The 20,423-nt window shown below is 38.7% G+C and carries 19 protein-coding genes; 3 read left to right on the top strand and 16 right to left on the bottom strand.

Annotated features, from left to right (window positions below):
- Positions 1–235 precede the first annotated feature (235 nt).
- The 12 genes from ACQW5G_RS03215 to ACQW5G_RS03160 form a co-directional block, all read right to left on the bottom strand.
- On the bottom strand, positions 236–1,189 hold the full coding sequence (locus tag ACQW5G_RS03215; RefSeq protein WP_429971636.1) for a bile acid:sodium symporter family protein: 954 nt from the start codon (positions 1,187–1,189) through the stop codon (positions 236–238).
- A gap of 13 nt (positions 1,190–1,202) precedes the next feature.
- Positions 1,203–1,517 (bottom strand): metal-sulfur cluster assembly factor, encoded by a 315-nt coding sequence (locus ACQW5G_RS03210; protein ID WP_429971635.1) that lies wholly within the window; start codon positions 1,515–1,517, stop codon positions 1,203–1,205.
- Between the two features lie 15 nt (positions 1,518–1,532).
- Positions 1,533–3,365, bottom strand: a complete 1,833-nt coding sequence (ilvD, locus tag ACQW5G_RS03205; protein WP_429971634.1) for a dihydroxy-acid dehydratase — start codon at positions 3,363–3,365, stop codon at positions 1,533–1,535.
- Positions 3,366–3,764: 399 nt separating this feature from the next.
- The gene (gene sufB / locus ACQW5G_RS03200) at positions 3,765–5,168 is read right to left on the bottom strand and encodes a Fe-S cluster assembly protein SufB (RefSeq protein ID WP_429971633.1); all 1,404 of its coding nucleotides are present in this window, start codon (positions 5,166–5,168) and stop codon (positions 3,765–3,767) included.
- A 1-nt stretch (position 5,169) separates the two neighbouring features.
- Positions 5,170–5,619: a Fe-S cluster assembly sulfur transfer protein SufU gene (gene sufU, locus ACQW5G_RS03195; protein ID WP_429971632.1), complete on the bottom strand. Its 450-nt coding sequence runs from the start codon at positions 5,617–5,619 to the stop codon at positions 5,170–5,172.
- Entirely contained in the window at positions 5,606–6,844 is a 1,239-nt protein-coding gene (locus ACQW5G_RS03190; RefSeq protein WP_429971631.1) for an aminotransferase class V-fold PLP-dependent enzyme, read from the bottom strand. Before ACQW5G_RS03190 ends, sufU begins: the two co-directional genes overlap by 14 nt.
- Positions 6,825–8,054 (bottom strand): Fe-S cluster assembly protein SufD, encoded by a 1,230-nt coding sequence (gene sufD, locus ACQW5G_RS03185; protein ID WP_429971630.1) that lies wholly within the window; start codon positions 8,052–8,054, stop codon positions 6,825–6,827. Before sufD ends, ACQW5G_RS03190 begins: the two co-directional genes overlap by 20 nt.
- Before the next feature lie 11 nt (positions 8,055–8,065).
- Positions 8,066–8,863 (bottom strand): Fe-S cluster assembly ATPase SufC, encoded by a 798-nt coding sequence (sufC, locus tag ACQW5G_RS03180; RefSeq protein ID WP_429971629.1) that lies wholly within the window; start codon positions 8,861–8,863, stop codon positions 8,066–8,068.
- 19 nt (positions 8,864–8,882) lie between these two features.
- A complete protein-coding gene (leuD, locus tag ACQW5G_RS03175; protein WP_429971628.1) occupies positions 8,883–9,467 on the bottom strand; it encodes a 3-isopropylmalate dehydratase small subunit in 585 nt (194 codons plus the stop codon).
- A 2-nt stretch (positions 9,468–9,469) separates the two neighbouring features.
- Positions 9,470–10,843, bottom strand: a complete 1,374-nt coding sequence (gene leuC / locus ACQW5G_RS03170) for a 3-isopropylmalate dehydratase large subunit (protein WP_429971627.1) — start codon at positions 10,841–10,843, stop codon at positions 9,470–9,472.
- A gap of 9 nt (positions 10,844–10,852) precedes the next feature.
- On the bottom strand, positions 10,853–11,890 hold the full coding sequence (leuB, locus tag ACQW5G_RS03165; protein ID WP_429971626.1) for a 3-isopropylmalate dehydrogenase: 1,038 nt from the start codon (positions 11,888–11,890) through the stop codon (positions 10,853–10,855).
- Complete coding sequence (locus tag ACQW5G_RS03160) at positions 11,883–13,055, bottom strand: 2-isopropylmalate synthase (protein WP_429971625.1); 1,173 nt, start codon at positions 13,053–13,055, stop codon at positions 11,883–11,885. The genes leuB and ACQW5G_RS03160 overlap by 8 nt, the downstream gene beginning before the upstream one ends.
- Before the next feature lie 493 nt (positions 13,056–13,548).
- Between ACQW5G_RS03160 and ACQW5G_RS03155 the strand changes: the two genes are divergently transcribed.
- Positions 13,549–14,520, top strand: a complete 972-nt coding sequence (locus ACQW5G_RS03155) for a GMP reductase (RefSeq protein ID WP_429971624.1) — start codon at positions 13,549–13,551, stop codon at positions 14,518–14,520.
- A gap of 50 nt (positions 14,521–14,570) precedes the next feature.
- Here the strand turns inward: ACQW5G_RS03155 and ACQW5G_RS03150 are convergent, their stop codons facing one another.
- Positions 14,571–14,963 (bottom strand): VOC family protein, encoded by a 393-nt coding sequence (locus ACQW5G_RS03150; RefSeq protein WP_429971623.1) that lies wholly within the window; start codon positions 14,961–14,963, stop codon positions 14,571–14,573.
- A 27-nt stretch (positions 14,964–14,990) separates the two neighbouring features.
- Positions 14,991–16,313, bottom strand: a complete 1,323-nt coding sequence (locus ACQW5G_RS03145) for a sugar MFS transporter (RefSeq protein ID WP_429971622.1) — start codon at positions 16,311–16,313, stop codon at positions 14,991–14,993.
- Positions 16,314–16,502: 189 nt separating this feature from the next.
- On the opposite strand from ACQW5G_RS03145, the gene xylB reads away from it, so the two are divergent.
- Positions 16,503–18,002, top strand: a complete 1,500-nt coding sequence (gene xylB, locus ACQW5G_RS03140) for a xylulokinase (protein ID WP_429971621.1) — start codon at positions 16,503–16,505, stop codon at positions 18,000–18,002.
- A gap of 196 nt (positions 18,003–18,198) precedes the next feature.
- Entirely contained in the window at positions 18,199–18,840 is a 642-nt protein-coding gene (locus tag ACQW5G_RS03135; protein ID WP_429971620.1) for a hypothetical protein, read from the top strand.
- A 37-nt stretch (positions 18,841–18,877) separates the two neighbouring features.
- On the opposite strand, the gene ACQW5G_RS03130 is transcribed toward ACQW5G_RS03135, so the two are convergent.
- On the bottom strand, positions 18,878–19,468 hold the full coding sequence (locus tag ACQW5G_RS03130) for a cadmium resistance transporter (RefSeq protein WP_429971619.1): 591 nt from the start codon (positions 19,466–19,468) through the stop codon (positions 18,878–18,880).
- A gap of 265 nt (positions 19,469–19,733) precedes the next feature.
- Positions 19,734–20,285 carry a TetR/AcrR family transcriptional regulator gene (locus tag ACQW5G_RS03125; RefSeq protein WP_429971618.1) on the bottom strand — a complete coding sequence of 184 codons (552 nt, stop codon included), beginning with the start codon at positions 20,283–20,285 and terminating at the stop codon, positions 19,734–19,736.
- Positions 20,286–20,423: the final 138 nt, after the last annotated feature.

The raw sequence follows: 20,423 nt of genomic DNA, 5'->3' as shown, positions 1-20,423 counted from the left end.
GACAATTAATTATTGAGTTTTCGCAACTTTAATAATTAATTGTCTTTTTGTGTTTCTACTATATATAAGTGATTTTATTCATGATTAATCAACCCAATAATAAAAAGCCTAGCTGCCGTCCAGCTAGGCTTTTTTGGTCATACAATAATCTGTGATATTGTACCTTGATTATAAAAAATAACCATTCGAAGTACAACAAATAAAAAGTCTAACCAACCGGCTAGACTTTTTAATCTTATTTACGATCGTGGTTACGCCAGAGAGAAGCTAGGCTTGAACCAGAGATGTTATGCCATACAGAGAACATTACGGCAGGGAGCGCTGAAGCAGGGGAGAAGTATGAGATTGCAAGGGTTGATGCTAAAGCAGAATCTTGCATCCCTACTTCAAAAGTAATGGCTTTTCGTTGTGGGGTCTTCATGTTAAGTAACCGTGAAAAACCATATCCAAGTGAGTATCCAAGTAAGTTATGAAGGATAACTACTGGGATTAATAATAAAGCAGTGGCAGATAGAATGTTATGGGCATTAGCTGAGAAGATGGCCATGATGATAACTAGGATGGCTACTTGTGAGATAAGCGGCATAACCTTGATGATTTTATCTACGTGTTTTTTGAACACAGTATGAACCAGTACCCCTAAGATAATTGGAACTACAACAATTTCTAATGCTGAGAAAAACATTTCTTGGAAAGGAACAGCAACCCATTTACCAGCCAATAATTTAAGCAATGAAGGCATCATTACAGGAGCAAGTAAAGTAGATAATAAACCAATGGCAACGTCTAAAGCGACGTCTCCACCAGCTAAAAATGACATTACGTTTGAGGCAGTTCCAGAAGGAGCAGATCCAACTAAGATAACCCCAACGGCTGCGGCCCCAGTTAAACCAAATAAATGCACTAAACAAAAGGCAACGAGTGGCATGATGACATAGTGAGCAACCGTGCCTAAAATAACCATCTTAGGATTTTTCGCAACTTCTTTAAAGTCTTCTACTGAAAGGGTAACTCCCATTCCGAACAAGACGATCATTAATAAGACTGAAACTGCTGATAAATGACCTAATTTAGTGGTTGCTAAGGCTACTCCAGGTCCTGGAATAAAATAAGCAAATAAACAAGCTAACACAATAATTAATACAAAATACTTAGTTAAAAAATCCGATAATTTTTGCAGAAAAGCCATACTAATTCTCCCTTTAGCGGTGAATTCCTAATGCAATTCTTGCGTAACGACTCATTCGATCAATGTTCCAAGCCGGTTCCCAAACTAGTTTGACAACGACTTCATCAATTTCTGGAATCGGGAGCAAAGCATTTTTCACCATTTCTTCTAAGACTGCCATCAGTGGGCAACCCATCGTAGTGAGGGTCATTGTAACTGTGGCAGTTCCATTTTCAAATGCAAGTCCATAAATTAACCCTAAATTTACGATATCGCAGCGTAACTCTGGATCGATTACTTGTCCCAGATTTTCTAGCATCCGGTCTTTCAAATTTACAGGCTCATTCATGGGCTTACTCCTTAATTAAACTTCAAATAATTCACTAACATCTTTCATTACCCCACCAGTATTAGCTGATTTAACTAATGCTTGGTAACGTAATAACCAACCACTCTTAATCTTAGGATTAAAAGGTTTCACGTGTTCTTTGCGACGATTTAATTCTTCATCACTCACGTGTAATTCCATTGTTCGATTTACTAAATCAATCGTAATTTCATCACCATCATTAACTAAGCCGATTGGTCCACCGGATGCAGCTTCTGGACTCACGTGTCCAACTGAGATTCCACGAGAGGCTCCGGAGAAACGACCATCATTAACTAAGCCGATTGGTCCACCGGATGCAGCTTCTGGACTCACGTGTCCAACTGAGATTCCACGAGAGGCTCCGGAGAAACGACCATCAGTAACTAAAGCGACGTCTTTTCCAAGTCCCATTCCCATGATGGCAGAGGTAGGTCCAAGCATTTCCGGCATTCCTGGCCCACCTTTTGGTCCTTCATAACGGATGATGATCACATCACCGGCATGAATTTTACCATTATCAATTCCGTGCACGGCTTCGGCTTCAGAATTAAAGACGATGGCTTTTCCAGTAAACGTCTTGATTGAAGGATCAACTCCACCAGATTTGATGACAGCACCATCGGGAGCGAGGTTACCGTACAGAATTGAAAGTCCACCTTGTTTTGAGTAAGGATTAACATCAAAGTGGCGGATGATTTCATCATTTTTGATTTCATGATTTGCGACGTTTTCTTTGACGGTTTTACCAGTAACCGTCATACGATCAGGATGTAAAACGCCACCCATGCGAATTAATTCATTTACGATTGATGGAACACCACCGGCATTATGCACATCTTCCATGGTCCATTTTGATGATGGCGCAATTTTAGAAAGGTAAGGTACCTTTTTCGCAATTTCATTGATATCAGCCTGGTTATATTCAATCCCAGCTTCATGGGCAATGGCTAAAGTATGTAACACGGTGTTAGTTGAGCCACCCATCGCCATATCTAAAGCCATGGCGTCATCTAATGATTCTTTTGTTAATAAGTCACGCGGACGGACGTCTTCTTTAACCATCCGCATTAATTGCTTAGCTCCTTCACGGACTAAATCTTTTCGTTCATCAGAGATGGCTAACGCAGTTCCATTAAATGGTAACGCAATTCCCATGATTTCCATTAAGGTATTCATTGAGTTGGCAGTAAACATTCCGGCACATGATCCACAAGTGGGACAGGCGTTTTGTTCTAATTTTAAGAATTCTTCTTTGGTCATTAAACCAGATTCAAAAGTTCCGACAGCTTCAAACATTGTTGATAAAGTAGCGGCTTTTCCGTTAGCGTCTAATCCAGCTTTCATGGGTCCACCAGAAACGAAGACGGATGGAACATTACAACGAAGTGATGCCATAATCATTCCCGGAGTGATTTTGTCACAGTTGGGCATGAAGAAAACACCATCAAAACAGTGAGCATTGATAACTGTTTCAGCTGAATCAGCAATTAATTCCCGAGAAGGTAATGAGTAACGCATTCCTTCGTGACCCATGGCAATTCCGTCATCAACACCAATTGTGTTAAATTCAAACGGAATTCCACCGGCATCTCGGATAGCTTGTTTAGCCACGTCAGCTAAACCACGTAAGTGAGCGTGTCCTGGAATGATTTCGATATATGAGTTACAGACCGCGATGAAAGGTTTCTTCATATCTGCGGGATCTTTAACTTGTCCAGTTGCATATAATAATGAGCGGGCGGGGGCTTGATGAGCTCCTAACTTAATCCGATCAGAACGCGAATTTAAATCTTCGCTTGTGATATTGAATGAAAAATTGTCAGCCATAGTATTGGTTATGCACGAAATTGTGCATTTCTCCTTTCATGTTGGGGGTTATTTGGTTTGGCAGTTTAAATTGTTAATTTTTAATCATAAAAAAAGTCCTCCAGTTGATAAAACTGGGGGACTTTGGTGTGAAAAGTAATCCCCCAATTTTAACGAAACTGTGAGGACTTTGGAATTCTAGTTATGCTAAAAGCATTGTATGATCCACACAGAACTTATTAATAATAATGACTGGTAAGACTACTAGAATAATAATAATTAAAATGATTGCTGATGTGGTCATGACTAGAACTCCTTTCTTATAAAGTTGAATTAATAATTTATCTAAATTTAACAGTATAAACGAACGATGTCAATATAAATTTAAGATATTTTTAAATATTACGAACTTTAATGTGATTATCCTACTGATCCTTCCATTTCATAGCTGATAAGTCGGTTTAACTCAACGGCATATTCCATTGGAAGTTCCTTGGTAAATGGTTCGATAAAACTCATGATGATCATTTCAGTGGCTTTGGCTTCACTAATTCCCCGTGACATGAGGTAGTAAAGTTGTTCTTCAGAAATCTTTGAAACCTTGGCTTCATGTTCCATGGCAACATCACTATTGTAAATTTCGTTGTACGGAATCGTGTCACTGGTTGATTTTTCATCCATGATAATGGTGTCACATTCTACGTGGGAAGTTGATCCCTGACTATCGCGACTAAAGTGGACTTTTCCACGGTAATCAACTGAGCCACCGTCTTTAGCGATTGATTTAGAAATAATTGATGATGAAGTTTCTGGAGCATTATGAATCATTTGTGCACCAGTGTCGGATTTGATGTTTTTCCCAGCCACGGCAATTGATAACATGGTTCCTTTAGCGCCACGACCATTCAAGTAAACAGAAGGGTATTTCATAGTGATTTTAGAACCTAAGTTACCGTCCACCCATTCCATACATGCATCTTCTAAGGCTTGAGCTCGTTTTGTTTCCAAACTGTAAACGTTGTTTGACCAGTTTTGGATGGTGGTGTAACGACAATAAGCATGGGGAAGGACATTTACTTCAACAACGGCCGCATGCAAACTATCTGAATTATAAGTTGGAGCAGTACAACCCTCAACGTATTCCAAATGAGCGCCTTCGTCTACGATGATCAAGGTTCTTTCGAATTGACCAGAATTAGCGGCATTGATTCGGAAATAAGTTTGGATGGGAGCGGAAACTGTTACCCCTTTTGGTACGTAAATGAAAGTTCCCCCAGACCAACAAGCGCCATTTAAAGCGGCAAATTTATTGTTGGTTGGCTTAACTAATTTACCAAACCATTTTTTGAACAATTCTGGATATTGTTTTAAGGCTGAATCAGTATCCAAGAAAATGACACCTTGTCGTTTTAAATCTTCTTGCATATTTTGATAAACTGCTTCTGATTCATATTGGGCAGATGATCCCGCTAAATATTTCCGTTCAGCTTCGGGAACCCCAATGCGGTCAAAGGTTTCTTTGATTTCAGCGGGAACTTCATCCCAGTCACGCACTTTTTTATCAGTCGCTTTTTGGTAGTATTTCATGTGATCTAAATCTAGGCCACTTAAATCAGGTCCAAAAGCTGGATCTTCCATTTTGAGGAAGGTTTGGTAACATTTCAAACGATAGTCTAACATCCATTCTGGTTCTTCTTTTTCAGCCGAAATTTGACGAATGACGTTTTCATTTAAACCTTCACCAGTTGAAAAGAAGGGTACCACGTCGTCATGAAAACCGAATTCATATTCTTGATCGCTAAGTACTTCAGATACATCAACCATTTTAGTCATCTCCTTTAACTTCATTAATGATATTTTCCGATACGTGCCAGCCTAATGTAGCGCAGCGGACCCGAGTGGGAAATTGTGCAACGGTACTGAGTAAACTAGCATCGCCTAATTTTTCTTTGTCAGTTTTAGTAATTTCTTTGTTGATTACGTTATTTTGAAAAGCTTTAATAATTGCTTGAGCTTCATCTAATGATTTTCCGTTTAAAGCCACCGTCATCATACTAGTTGAGGCCTTGGAAATCGTACAGCCAATTCCATGAAAATGAGCATCCGTAATCACATCATCGTTAATCGTTAAATCAACGGTAATTTCATCACCACAACTGGGATTGCGTAACGTTAAGGACGCCGTTGGATGATCAACTTCGCCAAAGTTACGCGGATATTTTGCGTAATCTAATACGACTTGTTTATAAAGTTGACTCATTTCACGCAAACCCATCTTCAAAGAACTCCTTTACTGTTTTAATTGCTTCAATTAATTTTTGCACGTCTGCTGGGGTGTTGTAGAAATAAAAACTAGCCCGCACGGTTGATTCAACCCCTAAATATTGCATCAGTGGTTGAGCACAATGATGACCAGCTCGGACTTCAATTCCCTCTAAATCTAATCCAGTTGAGACGTCATGGGGATGTAATCCCATTAGGTTAAACGAAATTACGCCAGTATGTTGATCTGCATTTTGCGGACCATAAATGGTAATTCCGTCAATTTGTTTTAATTCAGCTAAGCATTGCTTAACTAATTTATGTTCGATTTTTTCAATATTATCCATTCCAATTTGATTAAGATAATCAATTGCAGCTGCAAGGCCGATGGCTCCAACAATGTTAGGCGTTCCAGCTTCAAATTTAATGGGAACTGGTTGCCAAGTAGCAGTTTGTTGACTAACTTCATCAATCATTTCGCCACCAAATTGAACGGGCTGCATGGCTTCTAACACATCCATTTTGCCATATAGCACGCCAATTCCGGTAGGACCAAGCATTTTATGCCCAGAAAATGCCAAAAAATCAGCATCCAATTTTTGCACATCTAGTTTTAGATGAGGAGCTGATTGAGCGGCATCAACCACTAACTTTGCCCCGAATTGATGGGTAAGTTGTGCAATTTTAGCAATTGGATTAATGCTGCCTAAGACATTGGAAATGTGATTGAGTGAGACAATTTTAGTTTTAGCAGATAACTTCTTTTGAAAGTCAGCTAGATCAATTTGACCATTGGTATCCAAATTTACAAAAACGAGCTTTGCCCCAGTTTGTTTGGCAACTTGTTGCCATGGAATAACATTACTGTGATGTTCGGCGACTGAAATGATGATTTCATCATCCGGTTTGAGCACTTGAGCAGCATATCCGGTGGCAATCCAATTCAAACTTTCGGTGGTAGAACGGGTAAAGACCACGTTGCGACTACTAGGAGCATTGATGAAATCAGCGACCGTTTGCCGGGCTGCTTCATATTTTTCCGTTGCCACTTGGGACATCCTTCCAACTCCACGATGAACATTAGCATTATTCGTGCAATAGAAGTCACTAATCGCATCAATTACCATTTGGGGTTTTTGGGAAGTAGCGGCACTATCTAAATAAATACGGGGTTCACCTTGAAAGTCTTTATTCAAAATGGGGAAGTCGGCTTTGTAATTATGGATTGGGTCTTTCATGATCAAGTTTCCTTTCAATTGTCTCAATCATTTGATTACGAATCGTTTTTGCTGGAATTTGCGCTAGGATGATTCCAAGGAATCCCCGAATAACTAGTTTTTCGGCCACCGCTTTTGAAAGGCCACGACTCATCAAGTAGTAGAGTTGTTTTTCATCAATGCGGCCGATACTAGCAGCGTGACCAGCCACGACATCGTGTTCGTTGATCAATAAGATTGGATTAGCGTCCCCACTTGCTTCATCAGAAAGCATAAGGACGTGATTTTGTTGTTGGTTATTAGCATTGTGCGCACCATGTTGGACTTTTCCAATTCCGTTAAAAACGATTTTGGCTTTGTCTAAAATAGCACCACGTTGGTCAATTTGGGCATCGGAATGGACCCCAAAGTTGGTTAAACGCGTGTTGATTCCTTGTTGTTGGCGACCATTGGCAATTCCAACCACGCGACTATCAGACACAGATCCTTCACCATCTAAATCAACCATGAAATCAGCAACGGTATTTCCATCGTTCAATGCCCCAATCATCCAGTTCATGGTTGCATGTTTACTAGCCCAAGCGTGACGCATGATGAAGGAGGTTGTATTGCTAGCAGTGGCATCCATGCCAAAGAATTGGATCTTACTCCCAGTTTTAGCAAATACATCTGCTGTTAAATGGGCAATTGTTTTGGCATTGCCATGACTTTGTGTACTGTGGAACACGTCAAAATGACTATTTACGTCACCGACAATTACAATCCGGTCAAACAAAGTTCTTTGGGTTTCAGTATCTTGGATAGTAGTAATGTTAATCGGAGTTTTAAGTTCTACATTTTTGGGAACGTAGATAAAAGTTCCAGTATTAATGCCAGCAAAGTTCAAACTTGTTAGTCGATCAGTTTGTTTGTCACAGACTTTTTCGAGGTAGGGTTTTAGTAGCTCTGCATGTTCAGTAACTGCGGTTTCAAAGTCACAAATTACCACGCCGGCAGCTTCCATTTCTGGGGTGACTTCAAAAGTTTCCGTCGCAACTGGATTAGTATCATCAGCTTTGTTGATGACTTTCCAGCCTTGATATTTAATTTTATCAACGCGGGGAAGGGCTTCATCAGCTAGTTTATTGAATTCTTGGATTCTTAAATCCGTCATCCAAGCTGGTTCGTTGAAAAAAGAAGCATGATTTACAAGGTTGGCATCGAGTTGTGCCATAAATTTATCACGGGCCATATCAATTCTCCTTATAAATCTTCATCAACTAGATCAATATCCAAGCCAAGACGGTCACGTAAGGCAGCATATCCATTAGTTTCCAATTCAGCGGCTAATTCAAAACCACCAGTTTGGACAATTTTACCACCCATCATGACGTGGATGAAGTCTGGTTTGATGTAATTTAGGATTCGTTGGTAATGGGTAATCATCAAGGTTCCTAATTGAGATTGATCCATTGAATTAACCCCACGAGCGACAACTTGGAGGGCATCGATATCAAGTCCAGAATCAATTTCATCTAAGATCGCAAATTTGGGTTTGATCATCATCATTTGTAAAATTTCGTTTCGTTTCTTTTCCCCACCAGAGAAGCCTTCGTTTAAGTAACGTTCGGCCATTTCTTCGGTCATGTTTAAGACTTTGAGGTTTTCATCTAATTCATTTAAGAATGAAGTGATTGAAACGGGATTATCTTCGGGACGGCGAGCATTGATTGCCGCTCTGATAAATTCCGCGTTGGTAATTCCTTTGATTTCAGCGGGGTATTGCATGGCTAAGAATAAACCAGCCCGAGCGCGTTCATCAACGGTCATTTCTAAAATACTCTCGCCATCAATTGTGATATCACCTTGAGTAATTCGATAGTTAGGGTTCCCCATGATAGTTTCTGACATGGTTGATTTACCAGTTCCATTAGGACCCATAATGGCGTGAACTTCACCACTTTTAATGGTTAGATTCACGCCTTTGAGGATTTCTTTTTCAGTTTCAGTGTCTTGATCGATTACATTAACATGTAAATCTTTGATAGCGAGCGTTGTCATAATTTGTTTCCCTTTCGAATTAGTTAAAATTTGGCATTCGAGCTTCGAAAGCTTCGATTTGATCCATATATTTCATTGTAACAGCAATGTCATCGAGACCATTTACTAGTTTATTTTTAATTTTGGCGTCAATTTCAAAGGGGAATTCCTTATCATTAACGATTACTTTTTGTTCAGGTAGATTAACTTCAATTTTTTGTTCCGCTGGAATTTTAGCAAGGTATTCACGTTGATCACGGGGAAGCTTAATAGCTAAGACACCGTTTTTAGTACTATTCATATAGAAGATATCACTATATCCTCCCGCAATAATTACTTTAAAACCGTAGTCTTTAAGGGCCCACACCGCGTGTTCCCGGGAAGAACCACAACCAAAGTTTTCGCCAGTAACGAGAATTTCCGCATTTTGACGGTCAGCGTGATTCAAAATGAAGTCCGGATTTGGTTGATTAGGAGCAGTGTAGCGCCAATCATAGAAAAGATTCTTCCCAAATCCAGTTTTAAGAATGTTTTTCAAAAATTGTTTTGGAATTAATTGATCAGTATCAATATTGTCATTCATGATGGGAACAATGGTTGAGTCGATAATTGTGAGTTTTTCCATAATTAGTAGGCTTCCTTTCTGATATCAACGAAGTGACCGTTAATGGCTGCCGCAGCAACCATCGCTGGACTAGCAAGGTGAGTTCTTGAGCCGGCACCTTGACGTCCTTCAAAGTTTCGGTTTGAAGTTGAGGCACAATGAACCCCAGCTGGAACTTGGTCAGGATTCATTCCCAAACAAGCTGAACAACCAGGTTCACGCCATTCACAACCAGCATCTTTGAAGATTTGATCTAGTCCAAGTTCTTCAGCTTGTTCGCGGATGGTACGAGAAGCAGGGACGACCCAAGCAGTGACGTCATCCGCAATGTGATGACCCTTAAGAATATTAGCGGCAATCTTCAAATCAGAAAGCCGACCGTTAGTACATGAACCAAAGAAAACCCAATCGATATCAATGTCACTAGGTTTTTGGCCTGGTTCAAGCCCGGCGTATGCATAAGCTTTTTCGTCATCGCTATTTCTAATTTCTGGGAAAGATTCATCAACTTTAACTGCCATTCCCGGATTAGTTCCCCAAGTTACATATGGTGCAAGGGTAGTTGCATCAACATCAATGACCTTGTCAAAAGCAGAAGGGTCATCAGTCGTGAATTGACTCCAGTATTCAATCGCTTTATCCATGTTTTTGGGTGCGTATTTGCGACCAGCTACATAGTCGAAAGTTTTTTGATCTGGTTCGATACTACCAACTTTGGCACCACCTTCAATCGCCATGTTGCTAAGGGTCATGCGTTCTTCCATTTCCATGTTGCGGATGGTATCACCGTAAAATTCAACCCCGTAACCAGTTCCAAAAGAAACTCCTTCACGAGCAATAATCGCCATAATCACGTCTTTTGCGTAAACACCTTTGGGCAATTTACCGTGGACATGAATTCCCATCGTCTTTGGTTTTGTTTGCCAAATCGTTTGGGTAGCAAGCACATGTTCTACTTCACTAGTTCCAATTCCAAAGGCGATTGATCCCATGGCACCGTGGGTCGCTGTATGTGAATCACCACAGACGATAATCATTCCTGGTTGCGTAAGTCCCAATTGGGGACCAATCGCATGAATAATTCCTTGATCCTGATGACCAAGTCCGGCTAAACGAACGCCAAATTCCTTAGCATTCGCATTCAAAGTTTCAATTTGACGCTTTGAAATTTCATCATGGATATTGTAAATATCTTCAGTCGGAACGTTGTGATCGGCAGTGGCAAATGATCGGTAAGTCCGACGCACTTGACGATGGTTTTCTCTGAGACCTTCAAAGGCTTGGGGTGAAGTAACTTCGTGGAGCAAGTGAAGATCAACATACATAAGTTGGGGTTCACCAGTTTCTCCCATAATGACGTGGGAATTCCAAATTTTATCAAACATTGTTTGTGGCATAGTTAGAACCTACTTTCTCATCTCGTTAATTACATAATCGGTTACGGTTTGGGTATTACTAGTTCCATTCAAATCTGGAGTAACAATCCCGTTGGCGACAGCTGCATTGACAGCTGTTTCAATTTTTTCAGCGATATCAGCACGGTTAAATGAGTTTTTCATCATCATTTTGACTGAATTAATCATTGAAAATGGGTTGGCAATTCCTTTGCCGGCAATGTCAGGGGCGGAACCATGAATTGGTTCATATAGTGCAACTTGACCATCGCCACTACTCATAGAAGGAATTGATCCAAGTGAGCCAGTAATTTCAGCTGCTTCATCACTCAAAATGTCACCAAATAAGTTCTCTGTGAGGATGACATCGAATTGACTAGGGTTACTAATCAATTTCATCGACATTGCATCCACATAACAGAAGTCAACTTTTACATCTGGGTAATGAACGGCAACTTCTTTTACAATTTTGCGCCATAGTTTACTGGTATCGAGCACGTTTGATTTATCAACTAACGTGACGTGATGGTCACGAGTTTGAGCCATTTTGAAAGCGACGTGTGAGACTCGTTCAATTTCTTGAGGAGTGTAACGCATGGTATCCAAAGCATATTCAGCAGTTGTCTCACGTGGAGTACCAAAGTAAATTCCGCTAGTAAGTTCACGAACAATAACAAAATTAACGTCAGCACAATTTTTAATTGGTGAGTATTTTTGCATTGCTTGAGAAATATCGGTTGGTCGAATATTAGCATATAAGTTAAGTGCTTGTCTAATTTTCAAAAGCCCTTTTTCCGGACGTTCTGGGGCATCATCCCATTTTGGACCGCCAATAGCGGATAATAAAACGGCGTCACTCTTTTTACATTCGGCAATAGTTGCTTCTGGAAGCGGAACGCCAACTTTATCGATGGCCTCACCACCAAATGGCGCATAGGTTAATTTATAAGAAAAATTTTCGTTTTCCGTTGCAGCTGCGAGAACTTGTAACCCAGCATCCATAATTTCTGGTCCGATATAATCGCCTTGCAAAACAGTAATTTTATTCATGAACAGGTACCTCGTTGTATTCTTTCATAATTTGTTTGATATCGTCATTGTTAATGATGGCTTTTTGATCTGCTTTATTTTTGAAAATTGGGAAGATAAATTTCATTTCATCAGGTGAAATTTCATAACCCATTGATTGAATGCGGTCCATCACAGCGTGAGAACCAGAAAGTTTACCAAGGGGCAAAACGGTAGCACCCATTCCAACAGATTCGGGAGTTAGAATTTCATAAGTGCTGGCATTTTTAAGCATCCCATCTTGATGGATGCCTGATTCGTGAGAAAAGGCGTTACTTCCGACTACGGCTTTGTTATTTGGAATTGGCATATTAGTGTATTGGCTAACCATGTCGCAGATGTGTTTCGTTTGTTTAAGGTCCACATTGTTAGAAACTTGATAAAAATCTTTTCTAACGGACATGGCGACGGCGACTTCTTCAAGTGATGAATTACCAGCTCGTTCTCCAATCCCATTAATAGTACCTTCAATTCGAGTGGCACCATGTTCAATTCCAGCAAGGGCGTTAGCGTTGGCCATTCCTAAATCGTTATGACAGTGAACTGAGAAAGTTGTTTCATTAAATTTTGGAACGTTGGCTTGAAGATAATCAAACAACTTACCAAATTCAACGGGGTTCGTGTAACCAACGGTATCAGCAATGTTAATGACAGTTGCACCGGCATTAATGGCAGTGTTAATGGCTTGAACCAAGTAGTCGGGTTCCGTCCGAGTGGCATCTTCAGGAGAAAATTCGACTTTATCGAAGAATTGTTTGGCATAACTCACATATTCTTTGATGGCGGCCAAGTTTTGGGCTTTATTCATATGAAGTTTGAATTCCCGATGAATAGGGGAAGTAGCAATGAAAACGTGGATTTGTTTGTTTTTCGCATTTTTAGTGGCTTCATAACAGGCGTCAATATCATTTTTCTTAGCACGAGCCAAACCAGTAACACAAACGTGGTCAACTGATTCTGCAACGGCTTGCACAGCTTTGAAATCTTCTGGTGATGCAGCTGGGAACCCGGCTTCGATAACATCAACACCCCAAGCTTCCAAACTCTTGGCGATTTCTACCTTATGTTCAATGCTAAAGTTAACTCCGATGGTTTGTTCCCCATCTCTCAAAGTTGTGTCGAAAAATTCAATACGGTTCTGTTTCATGATAATATCCTCCTAAAAGTGACTTAAAAAAACAAAAAAAGGCGCCCCTTCTAATCGTTAGATTAAAAAGGACGCCTTCGCGTGTTACCACCTTAATTCGCCAATCATTCACATGACTGACCTTGACAAGTACGGCATCCGGATCGGATGTTTATACTCGGATTTAGATAAAGGTAATCACACCTGAATTCCTCTAAAAGAATTCAAAGTAATGTTGATCTTTCTAGCTGAAGAAAATACGTTGTTGCACCAAATCAACGCTCTCTTAAAAGTTCTTGCAGCTTTACTAACTCAAACATTATTAGTTTTTTAAGTTTAGTTATTTAATTTATACATGAATGATATATTAGCTAATTCACAATGTCAACAATTATTTACGAACTATTTTAAAAATAGATTGATTTCTTTCGGATTTCGCGATAATATAGTAGAGGTAATGCGAATGATATTACCAATTTGAAATTGTAAAGTTCGTTATGACTGGAGAATATACATGAAAGTTTTTGATTACGAAGATATCCAATTGATCCCCCAAAAATGTATTGTAAGCTCACGGAGTGAATGTAATACAGAAATGAAATTTGGTGACCGGACCTTTAAATTACCCGTTGTGCCTGCTAACATGCAAACGGTAATTAACGAAGATTTAGCAGTTTCACTTGCTAAGAACGGTTACTTCTATGTAATGCACCGTTTCCAACCGGAAAAAAGACATGATTTCGTTCGATCAATGCATGATAAGGGACAATTTGCTTCTATTAGTATTGGAGTTAAACCTGCTGAATACGAATTCATTGCTGAATTAGTAGCTGATGGTGATATTCCTGAATATGTAACCATTGATATCGCGCATGGATATTCTGACTCAGTTATTAACATGATCAAATATGTGAAAGAACAAATGCCAGAAGTATTCTTGATTGCTGGAAACGTTGGTACTCCTGAAGCTGTTCGTGCGTTAGAAGATGCTGGTGCGGATGCAACCAAAGTTGGTATCGGACCTGGTAAAGCATGTATCACTAAAATCAAGACTGGTTTTGGGACTGGTGGTTGGCAATTAGCTGCTATCAACGCTTGTTCAAAGGGTGCTCGTAAACCCATCATTGCTGATGGTGGAATTAGAACTGATGGCGATATTGCCAAATCACTTCGTTTCGGGGCCTCAATGTGTATGATTGGTTCAATGTTTGCTGGTCATCTTGAATCACCTGGTAAAGAAGTGGAAGTTGATGGTGAAGTGTTCAAAGAATACTTTGGTTCAGCTTCAGAATACCAAAAGGGTGCTTACCGGAACGTTGAAGGTAAGAAACTCCTTGTTACTTCAAAAGGTAGCATTTACGATACCTTAAGAGAAATGAAAGAAGATTTACAATCATCTGTTTCATATGCTGGTGGTACTGATCTTTCAGCCTTGAAGACTGTTGATTACGTAATCGTAAAAAACTCAATCTACAATGGTGACTAATAAAATAACTAAATAAAAAGTTCTGACTTAGCGGTCAGAACTTTTTTTCATTATTTCAAAATTTGACAGAATTCAATGCGTTCATGATTGGGACCATAAACGTTAAAGAATTTAATTCCTTTATCCCAGTAGGCACCAATGTATTGAATTTCATCATCGTCAACGTTGAGTCCCATTTCGTGTGCTGCTTTAAAAGCACTTTCGATATCGGTAGTGTTTAAAGCGATATGGTTGATAGCACCATCAACGGGGTTAGTTGGTTCACCTTCCCAAGTTTCGATGGTCAAATTTCCGTATTGCATGAAGGCACAACGCACATCTCCATTTTGAAAATCGCCAATTTTTTTGAAACCAAGGGCTTCGTAATATTTAATAGTATTGTCTAAATCTTTAGTAGGAATTCCGACGTGTTGAACACCAGTAAAGTAATCGTTAATTTTCATGATAAATATCTCCTTATGAAATAAAATTTATTTTTGAACCGTTTTTAAATTGAAAACAGCAAATAGAATCATAACTGCAAGTGTGATAATTTGGACTCCAAATGAAAGTGACATTGAACCAGTCACATCAGCGGCAAATCCTTGAACAAGAGGCCAAATTCCACCACCAATAATCATCATAACCATTAATGCACCAGCTGTTTCACGTTGATGAGGATTGGTTACAAATCCAATTGAGGTACTGTAAATCGTGGCATAACAAGGTCCCATAAAACCAGAAACTAAGATAGCGGCATAAACACTAATGAATCCATGTTCAAGCACGATAAAGATAATTCCGAGCAACGCTAAAATTGAGTAAGCCATAAACACTTTGAGTGGTTTGATTTTTTGCATGAGTTTATCAGCACTAAGCCGACCAATAAAGAACGCAATGTAACTCATAATCACGAAGTTGGATGCCTGACTATCAGAAATTGATTTATTAAGGTGCAAAGCTAGTTGGATGGTAAATGACCAAACCCCAACTTGAAGACCCATGTACATGAATTGTGTAAACATTCCAAACGTAAATTTATGGTTTTTGAGCAAATCCATGACGGTTTTCCAAAGTGGATCAGCTTTTTCCGTAGTAATTGGTTTACACTTAGGAAATTGAATTACACAGAATCCAATTAAAAGTAGAATCAAGACAATAATCATGTAGCGATAAGGTAAGAGAGTTCGGTGAAGAGCTGCCTCAGCTAAGGCTACTTGTTTGACAGCGGATGCATGTTTTAATTGATCAGCTAAATCAGGTCCGTTACCAAAAATTAGATATTTTCCTAAGAGAATTCCTGCTACGGCCCCAATTGGATTAAAAGTTTGGGCAATGTTTAAACGAAGTACCCGATTGTTTTCTGGTCCAAGCAAAGATGAAAAAGTATCAGCTGAAGTTTCAAGGAAACTTAAACCGGTTGCTAAAACAAATAAAGCTAAGAGAAAATAGGCATAAGTAGCAGATTGTGACGCTGGAAAGAATAAAATACATCCAGTAAGATAGAGGGTTAATCCAACAATAATGGTGAATTTGTAGGACGTTTTTTTAATTAAGTATGAAGCTAAAATAGCAGTTAAAAAATAGCCTAGAAAGAATGAACTTTGGACATAGGCGGATGCTAAATAACTTAGGTGAAAAATAGCTTTGAATTGAGTAATCAGAATATCATTTAAACTTTGAGCAGCTCCCCACATTGGAAAGAGGGCAGATACTAAGAGAAATTGGACGATGGGTGTTTTGCTTAAATATCCACTGTCTAACTGTTTACCCTTAAATTTTAAGAAGCCAAACGATTGGTTAGCAGGTTGCATATGCAACATCTCCTTTGTTAAGTTTTATTCTGTAAGCGCTTACAAATACAGTGTAAACCTTCTTTTTCGATTGTCAATTACGTGAAAATATTCACTTTGTTGGTGAATTTCAGTCTTTAAGTAAGCCGAATGAAAAATTATCAACTATAATAAAGGTAAAAATTGCAATGAATTAAAGGAGAAAATGATATGACAGAATGTGTATTAGGTGTGGACCTAGGAACAAGTGCTGTTAAAGTTTCAGCTGTTAATCGTGATGGAGATGTGATTGCACAAGAATCATTCGATTATCCACTTAGTCATCCTAAATCTGGATATAGCGAACAAAATCCCAATGATTGGGTAATGTCAACCACGGTTGCGATTGTGCGTTTAATCTTAGATGATAAAATTGCCCCAAGTGACATCAAAGGGATTAGTTATTCTGGACAAATGCACGGCTTAGTCTTGTTGGATAAGGAACACGACGTGATTCGTCCAGCTATTTTATGGAACGATACGAGAACTACTAAACAACGAAATGAAATCAACGACCAAATGGGGGATGACTTTGTCAAAATTACCGGTAATCGTCCTTTGGAAGGTTTCACGCTACCAAAATTACTTTGGGTAAAAGAAAATGAACCAGAAAATTGGAAGAAAATCGCAGTCTTTTTAACTCCTAAAGACTATGTAAGATATCGGATGACTGGTAAATTAGGCATTGATTATTCTGATGCGACTGGGACAACTTTATTAGATATCCATACAAACCAATGGAGTAAACCAATTTGTGAAAAATTTGGCATTCCGATGAGTATTTTGCCACCATTAATTAAATCAACTACTGATGTAGGCAATATCACGAAAGAATATGCCGAATTCTCTGGGTTGAAAACTACTACCCAAGTTTTTGGTGGGGGAGCCGATAATGCTTGTGGTGCTTTAGGTGCTGGAATTTTATCACCTAAGACCGTGCTTTCAAGTATCGGAACTTCAGGGGTAATTCTTAAATATGAAGATCATCCCGTCGATGCATATCAAGGAAAAGTCCAAATGGAAGATCACGTAGTTGATGGTGCTTACTATTCCATGGGAGTTACTTTAGCCGCCGGTTATTCACTTAGCTGGTTTAAAGATACCTTCTGCAAAGATATTTCCTTTGATAAAGTAATTAGTGGGGCTGCTAGTTCCACAATTGGGGCTAATGGCTTACTCTTTTCTCCATATATTGTAGGGGAACGGGCTCCGTATGCGGATGCTGATATTCGGGGAAGTTTCCTTGGAGTTGATGCAACGCAAGATCGTAATGATTTTGCCCGTTCAGTGATTGAAGGAGTTACCTTTAGTTTTCGCGATATCTTGAATTTATACCGGGAACAAAATGCCGACTTTGATGCCATTGTTTCAATTGGTGGAGGTTCCAAGAGTGATCTTTGGCTTCAAATTCAAGCCGATATCTTTAATACACCCGTGAAGAAACTCGCTAACGAACAAGGTCCTGGAATGGGAGCTGCTATGATTGCGGCAGTTGGACTTGGTTGGTACCCAGACTTTAAAGCCTGCGCCCAAAAGTTTGTGCACATCGCCGAAGTGCATAATCCAATTCCAACCAACGTAGCTAAATATGATGATTTGTACAAGATTTACCAAGAAGTTTACCCACAAACCGTGAAAATTAGTCATGAACTTCAAAAATTTAAAAAATAACAGTTAAATATACACCTTGGATACTAATTAAAAAATAGTAAAAAGTTCTAATATATCTTTATTAGGACTTTTTCTTTTGTTAGAATTTAGTTATTAAAGGATAGTGTATTAATGTGAATAAAATCACGATATGTTATACTTTAAGTGATTCATAATAATATTATTTGATAGTTTTAGTTAGAAATGGAGAAGAAAAATGACTAAAAAAGCAATTATTTATGATGGAATTAAATTTCCAAGTCATAAAGAATTGGCAAATCATTTAGGTATTAGTAGCGACAAATTATATCACCATTTAAAGAGTGATCATTACAACAATAATAATTTATTGGAATTTAAAAGTAGCTACACAGGCAAGAAATACAACCATTTAACTGCGGTTAAAGAGGTCGAAAAAGGGAAACATCCCAAATGGTTATTCCAATGTGATTGTGGCAAAAAGGTAGTTAAGTTTATTGATTCAGTTACAACTGGGAAAACAAAATCATGCGGTCATGCGCGATCAGCTAGCATGCATAATTCCATGATGAGACAAAAACAAAAGAATTATCCTAAATATGAACAGCAAATGGAAAACTTGCGTAATGCTTCACAAAAATCACTTCATAAAAATCTTAATCGGAGAAACAAAAGTGGAATTGTCGGGGTTACGCACCTCAAGATTCAGAACCAATACGGCAACATTTACGATTATTGGCAAGCAAGCCTCAATGTGAAAAAACATAGCTTTGTTAAACGGTTCCGTAATCGTGATGATGCGATTCGGCAACGAGCAATTTGGGAACTTGAATACTGTGATAATGTACAACCAGCAATTTTAAAAATTGCGAATCAATAAAAAATAAAGGAGGCGGACTTAAAATCCGCCTCCTTTATTATTTGAAGAAATGGGCTAAAGTTCCACATTGCGTGATGACAGAACAACCTAAGTAGAGATAAATTACAAAGGTTAAATAGCGACCGTAGCGGTTTAAAAAATCCTCTAACTGGTGATTTTTACTGATAATAATTGCCAACATAAAGAAAACGACCGCCATGCACAACATCACGATCAAGGCGACGGCTAACTCGAAACTAGTTTTCCGAATGAAGATGGGAATATAAATGGCAATGTTATCAGCTCCACACGCTGTGACGGTGATAATCACCGTATGAATGATGAGCTTCAGCCGTGATTTATTGTCGTTTTCCTCACTGGAAAAACGATTTTGGTTGCCCAACAGACTCGAAAACGCAAAATACAACGGGAAAATTCCAAGAAACCCTATCATCCAAGTTTGGGGGACCGCTCGTAAAAGAATCGCAATGATCATTGGAATCGTCGTTAGGATAGTAGTTCCAATTAAATCACCAATTAAGATGGGCATTTTATACTTGTGCGCGTGAATTAAAAGAATCAGGACTAAGATATAGTCCATGTTAGTTGAGATGTATGAAGCAATGGAATTTAAGATGATTTCTGGCATAGTAACCTCTGAATGGTTTATTGTGTAATTTTTAATTTCGTGGTGTATCATATTACTCAATACTACATAACAATAATTATCATTAAAGAAAGAGCGGTGATTAACATGGCAATTAGATATAAATTAAAACATCGGTTGGATTTTTTTAAGTTGAATTGGCAATACGAACCAAACACTATAATTTTAATTTCGAAGAATTATTTTAGTTATGCTAAGTTATAGATAATTCTACCAAAAAAGCATGCAGCTAGCTGCATGCTTTTTCTTATAGTTCTGGAATGTTGAGGGGCGTGGTATTTAAAATAACTGCCAATTGTTTTTGAAAAACTTCTGGCTTAGCTGGAATTGGTTGAGAAATCCAGTATTCAATCGCAGAAATAAAGTCGTGAATCAAGATTGAAGCCGCCATTTTTTTAGGCAACGTACGTGATTTATAGTCGTAGAGAACGTTCTTATTTATCCATTTTGTGTACGTCTCTAACATGTATTCATACCAGATTCCCCGTACATCTGGCGTATACATAATTTTGATTTTGTCCCGCAAATCATAAAGATGGGTTGGCAAAATTTCAACTAAGGTCGCAATGGAATCTGCCGCATTTCCAGCGTTTTTAAAATCCGGTAAAAAGTCATCTAAGATGGACTTTTCGGTGTAAATAATCACGTCGTGGATTGAATCAAAATTATTGTAAAAAGTTTTCCGCGAAATATGCAAATGATCGGTAATTGATTTTACCGTAATTTTCGAGAGATGTGTCGTTGTAATTAACTCTAAAAAACCATCTGAAATTTTATCTTTCGAACGAACTGATCCCATAATTAACATCCCCTTGTGCCGTTACCCATCATGAGTAATTAGTCTAGATAATAATAACACTATTTAGTGATGTACAATTAAATGTTGATTTGTTTTTTTGATTTAATGACACCCACATGTATAATTATAAGAAAAGAT

The organism is Fructilactobacillus sp. Tb1 (genome assembly GCF_050500285.1).
GTDB lineage: Bacteria > Bacillota > Bacilli > Lactobacillales > Lactobacillaceae > Fructilactobacillus.
This window is presented reverse-complemented; position numbering and strand designations above follow the sequence as displayed.

Bases quoted from the DNA above. Each gene is read 5' to 3' on its own strand.
- ACQW5G_RS03190 (WP_429971631.1), bottom strand. From the start codon at position 6,844: ATGAAAGACCCAATCCATAATTACAAAGCCGACTTCCCCATTTTGAAT.
- ACQW5G_RS03145 (WP_429971622.1), bottom strand. From the start codon at position 16,313: ATGCAACCTGCTAACCAATCGTTTGGCTTCTTAAAATTTAAGGGTAAA.
- sufC (WP_429971629.1), bottom strand. From the start codon at position 8,863: ATGACAACGCTCGCTATCAAAGATTTACATGTTAATGTAATCGATCAA.
- sufB (WP_429971633.1), bottom strand. From the start codon at position 5,168: ATGGTTGATGTATCTGAAGTACTTAGCGATCAAGAATATGAATTCGGT.
- ACQW5G_RS03215 (WP_429971636.1), bottom strand. From the start codon at position 1,189: ATGGCTTTTCTGCAAAAATTATCGGATTTTTTAACTAAGTATTTTGTA.
- leuC (WP_429971627.1), bottom strand. From the start codon at position 10,843: ATGCCACAAACAATGTTTGATAAAATTTGGAATTCCCACGTCATTATG.
- ilvD (WP_429971634.1), bottom strand. From the start codon at position 3,365: ATGGCTGACAATTTTTCATTCAATATCACAAGCGAAGATTTAAATTCG.
- ACQW5G_RS03125 (WP_429971618.1), bottom strand. From the start codon at position 20,285: ATGGGATCAGTTCGTTCGAAAGATAAAATTTCAGATGGTTTTTTAGAG.
- leuD (WP_429971628.1), bottom strand. From the start codon at position 9,467: ATGGAAAAACTCACAATTATCGACTCAACCATTGTTCCCATCATGAAT.
- sufD (WP_429971630.1), bottom strand. From the start codon at position 8,054: ATGGCCCGTGATAAATTTATGGCACAACTCGATGCCAACCTTGTAAAT.
- sufU (WP_429971632.1), bottom strand. From the start codon at position 5,619: ATGGGTTTGCGTGAAATGAGTCAACTTTATAAACAAGTCGTATTAGAT.
- ACQW5G_RS03135 (WP_429971620.1), top strand. From the start codon at position 18,199: ATGACTAAAAAAGCAATTATTTATGATGGAATTAAATTTCCAAGTCAT.
- xylB (WP_429971621.1), top strand. From the start codon at position 16,503: ATGACAGAATGTGTATTAGGTGTGGACCTAGGAACAAGTGCTGTTAAA.
- ACQW5G_RS03130 (WP_429971619.1), bottom strand. From the start codon at position 19,468: ATGCCAGAAATCATCTTAAATTCCATTGCTTCATACATCTCAACTAAC.
- ACQW5G_RS03150 (WP_429971623.1), bottom strand. From the start codon at position 14,963: ATGAAAATTAACGATTACTTTACTGGTGTTCAACACGTCGGAATTCCT.
- leuB (WP_429971626.1), bottom strand. From the start codon at position 11,890: ATGAATAAAATTACTGTTTTGCAAGGCGATTATATCGGACCAGAAATT.
- ACQW5G_RS03210 (WP_429971635.1), bottom strand. From the start codon at position 1,517: ATGAATGAGCCTGTAAATTTGAAAGACCGGATGCTAGAAAATCTGGGA.
- ACQW5G_RS03155 (WP_429971624.1), top strand. From the start codon at position 13,549: ATGAAAGTTTTTGATTACGAAGATATCCAATTGATCCCCCAAAAATGT.
- ACQW5G_RS03160 (WP_429971625.1), bottom strand. From the start codon at position 13,055: ATGAAACAGAACCGTATTGAATTTTTCGACACAACTTTGAGAGATGGG.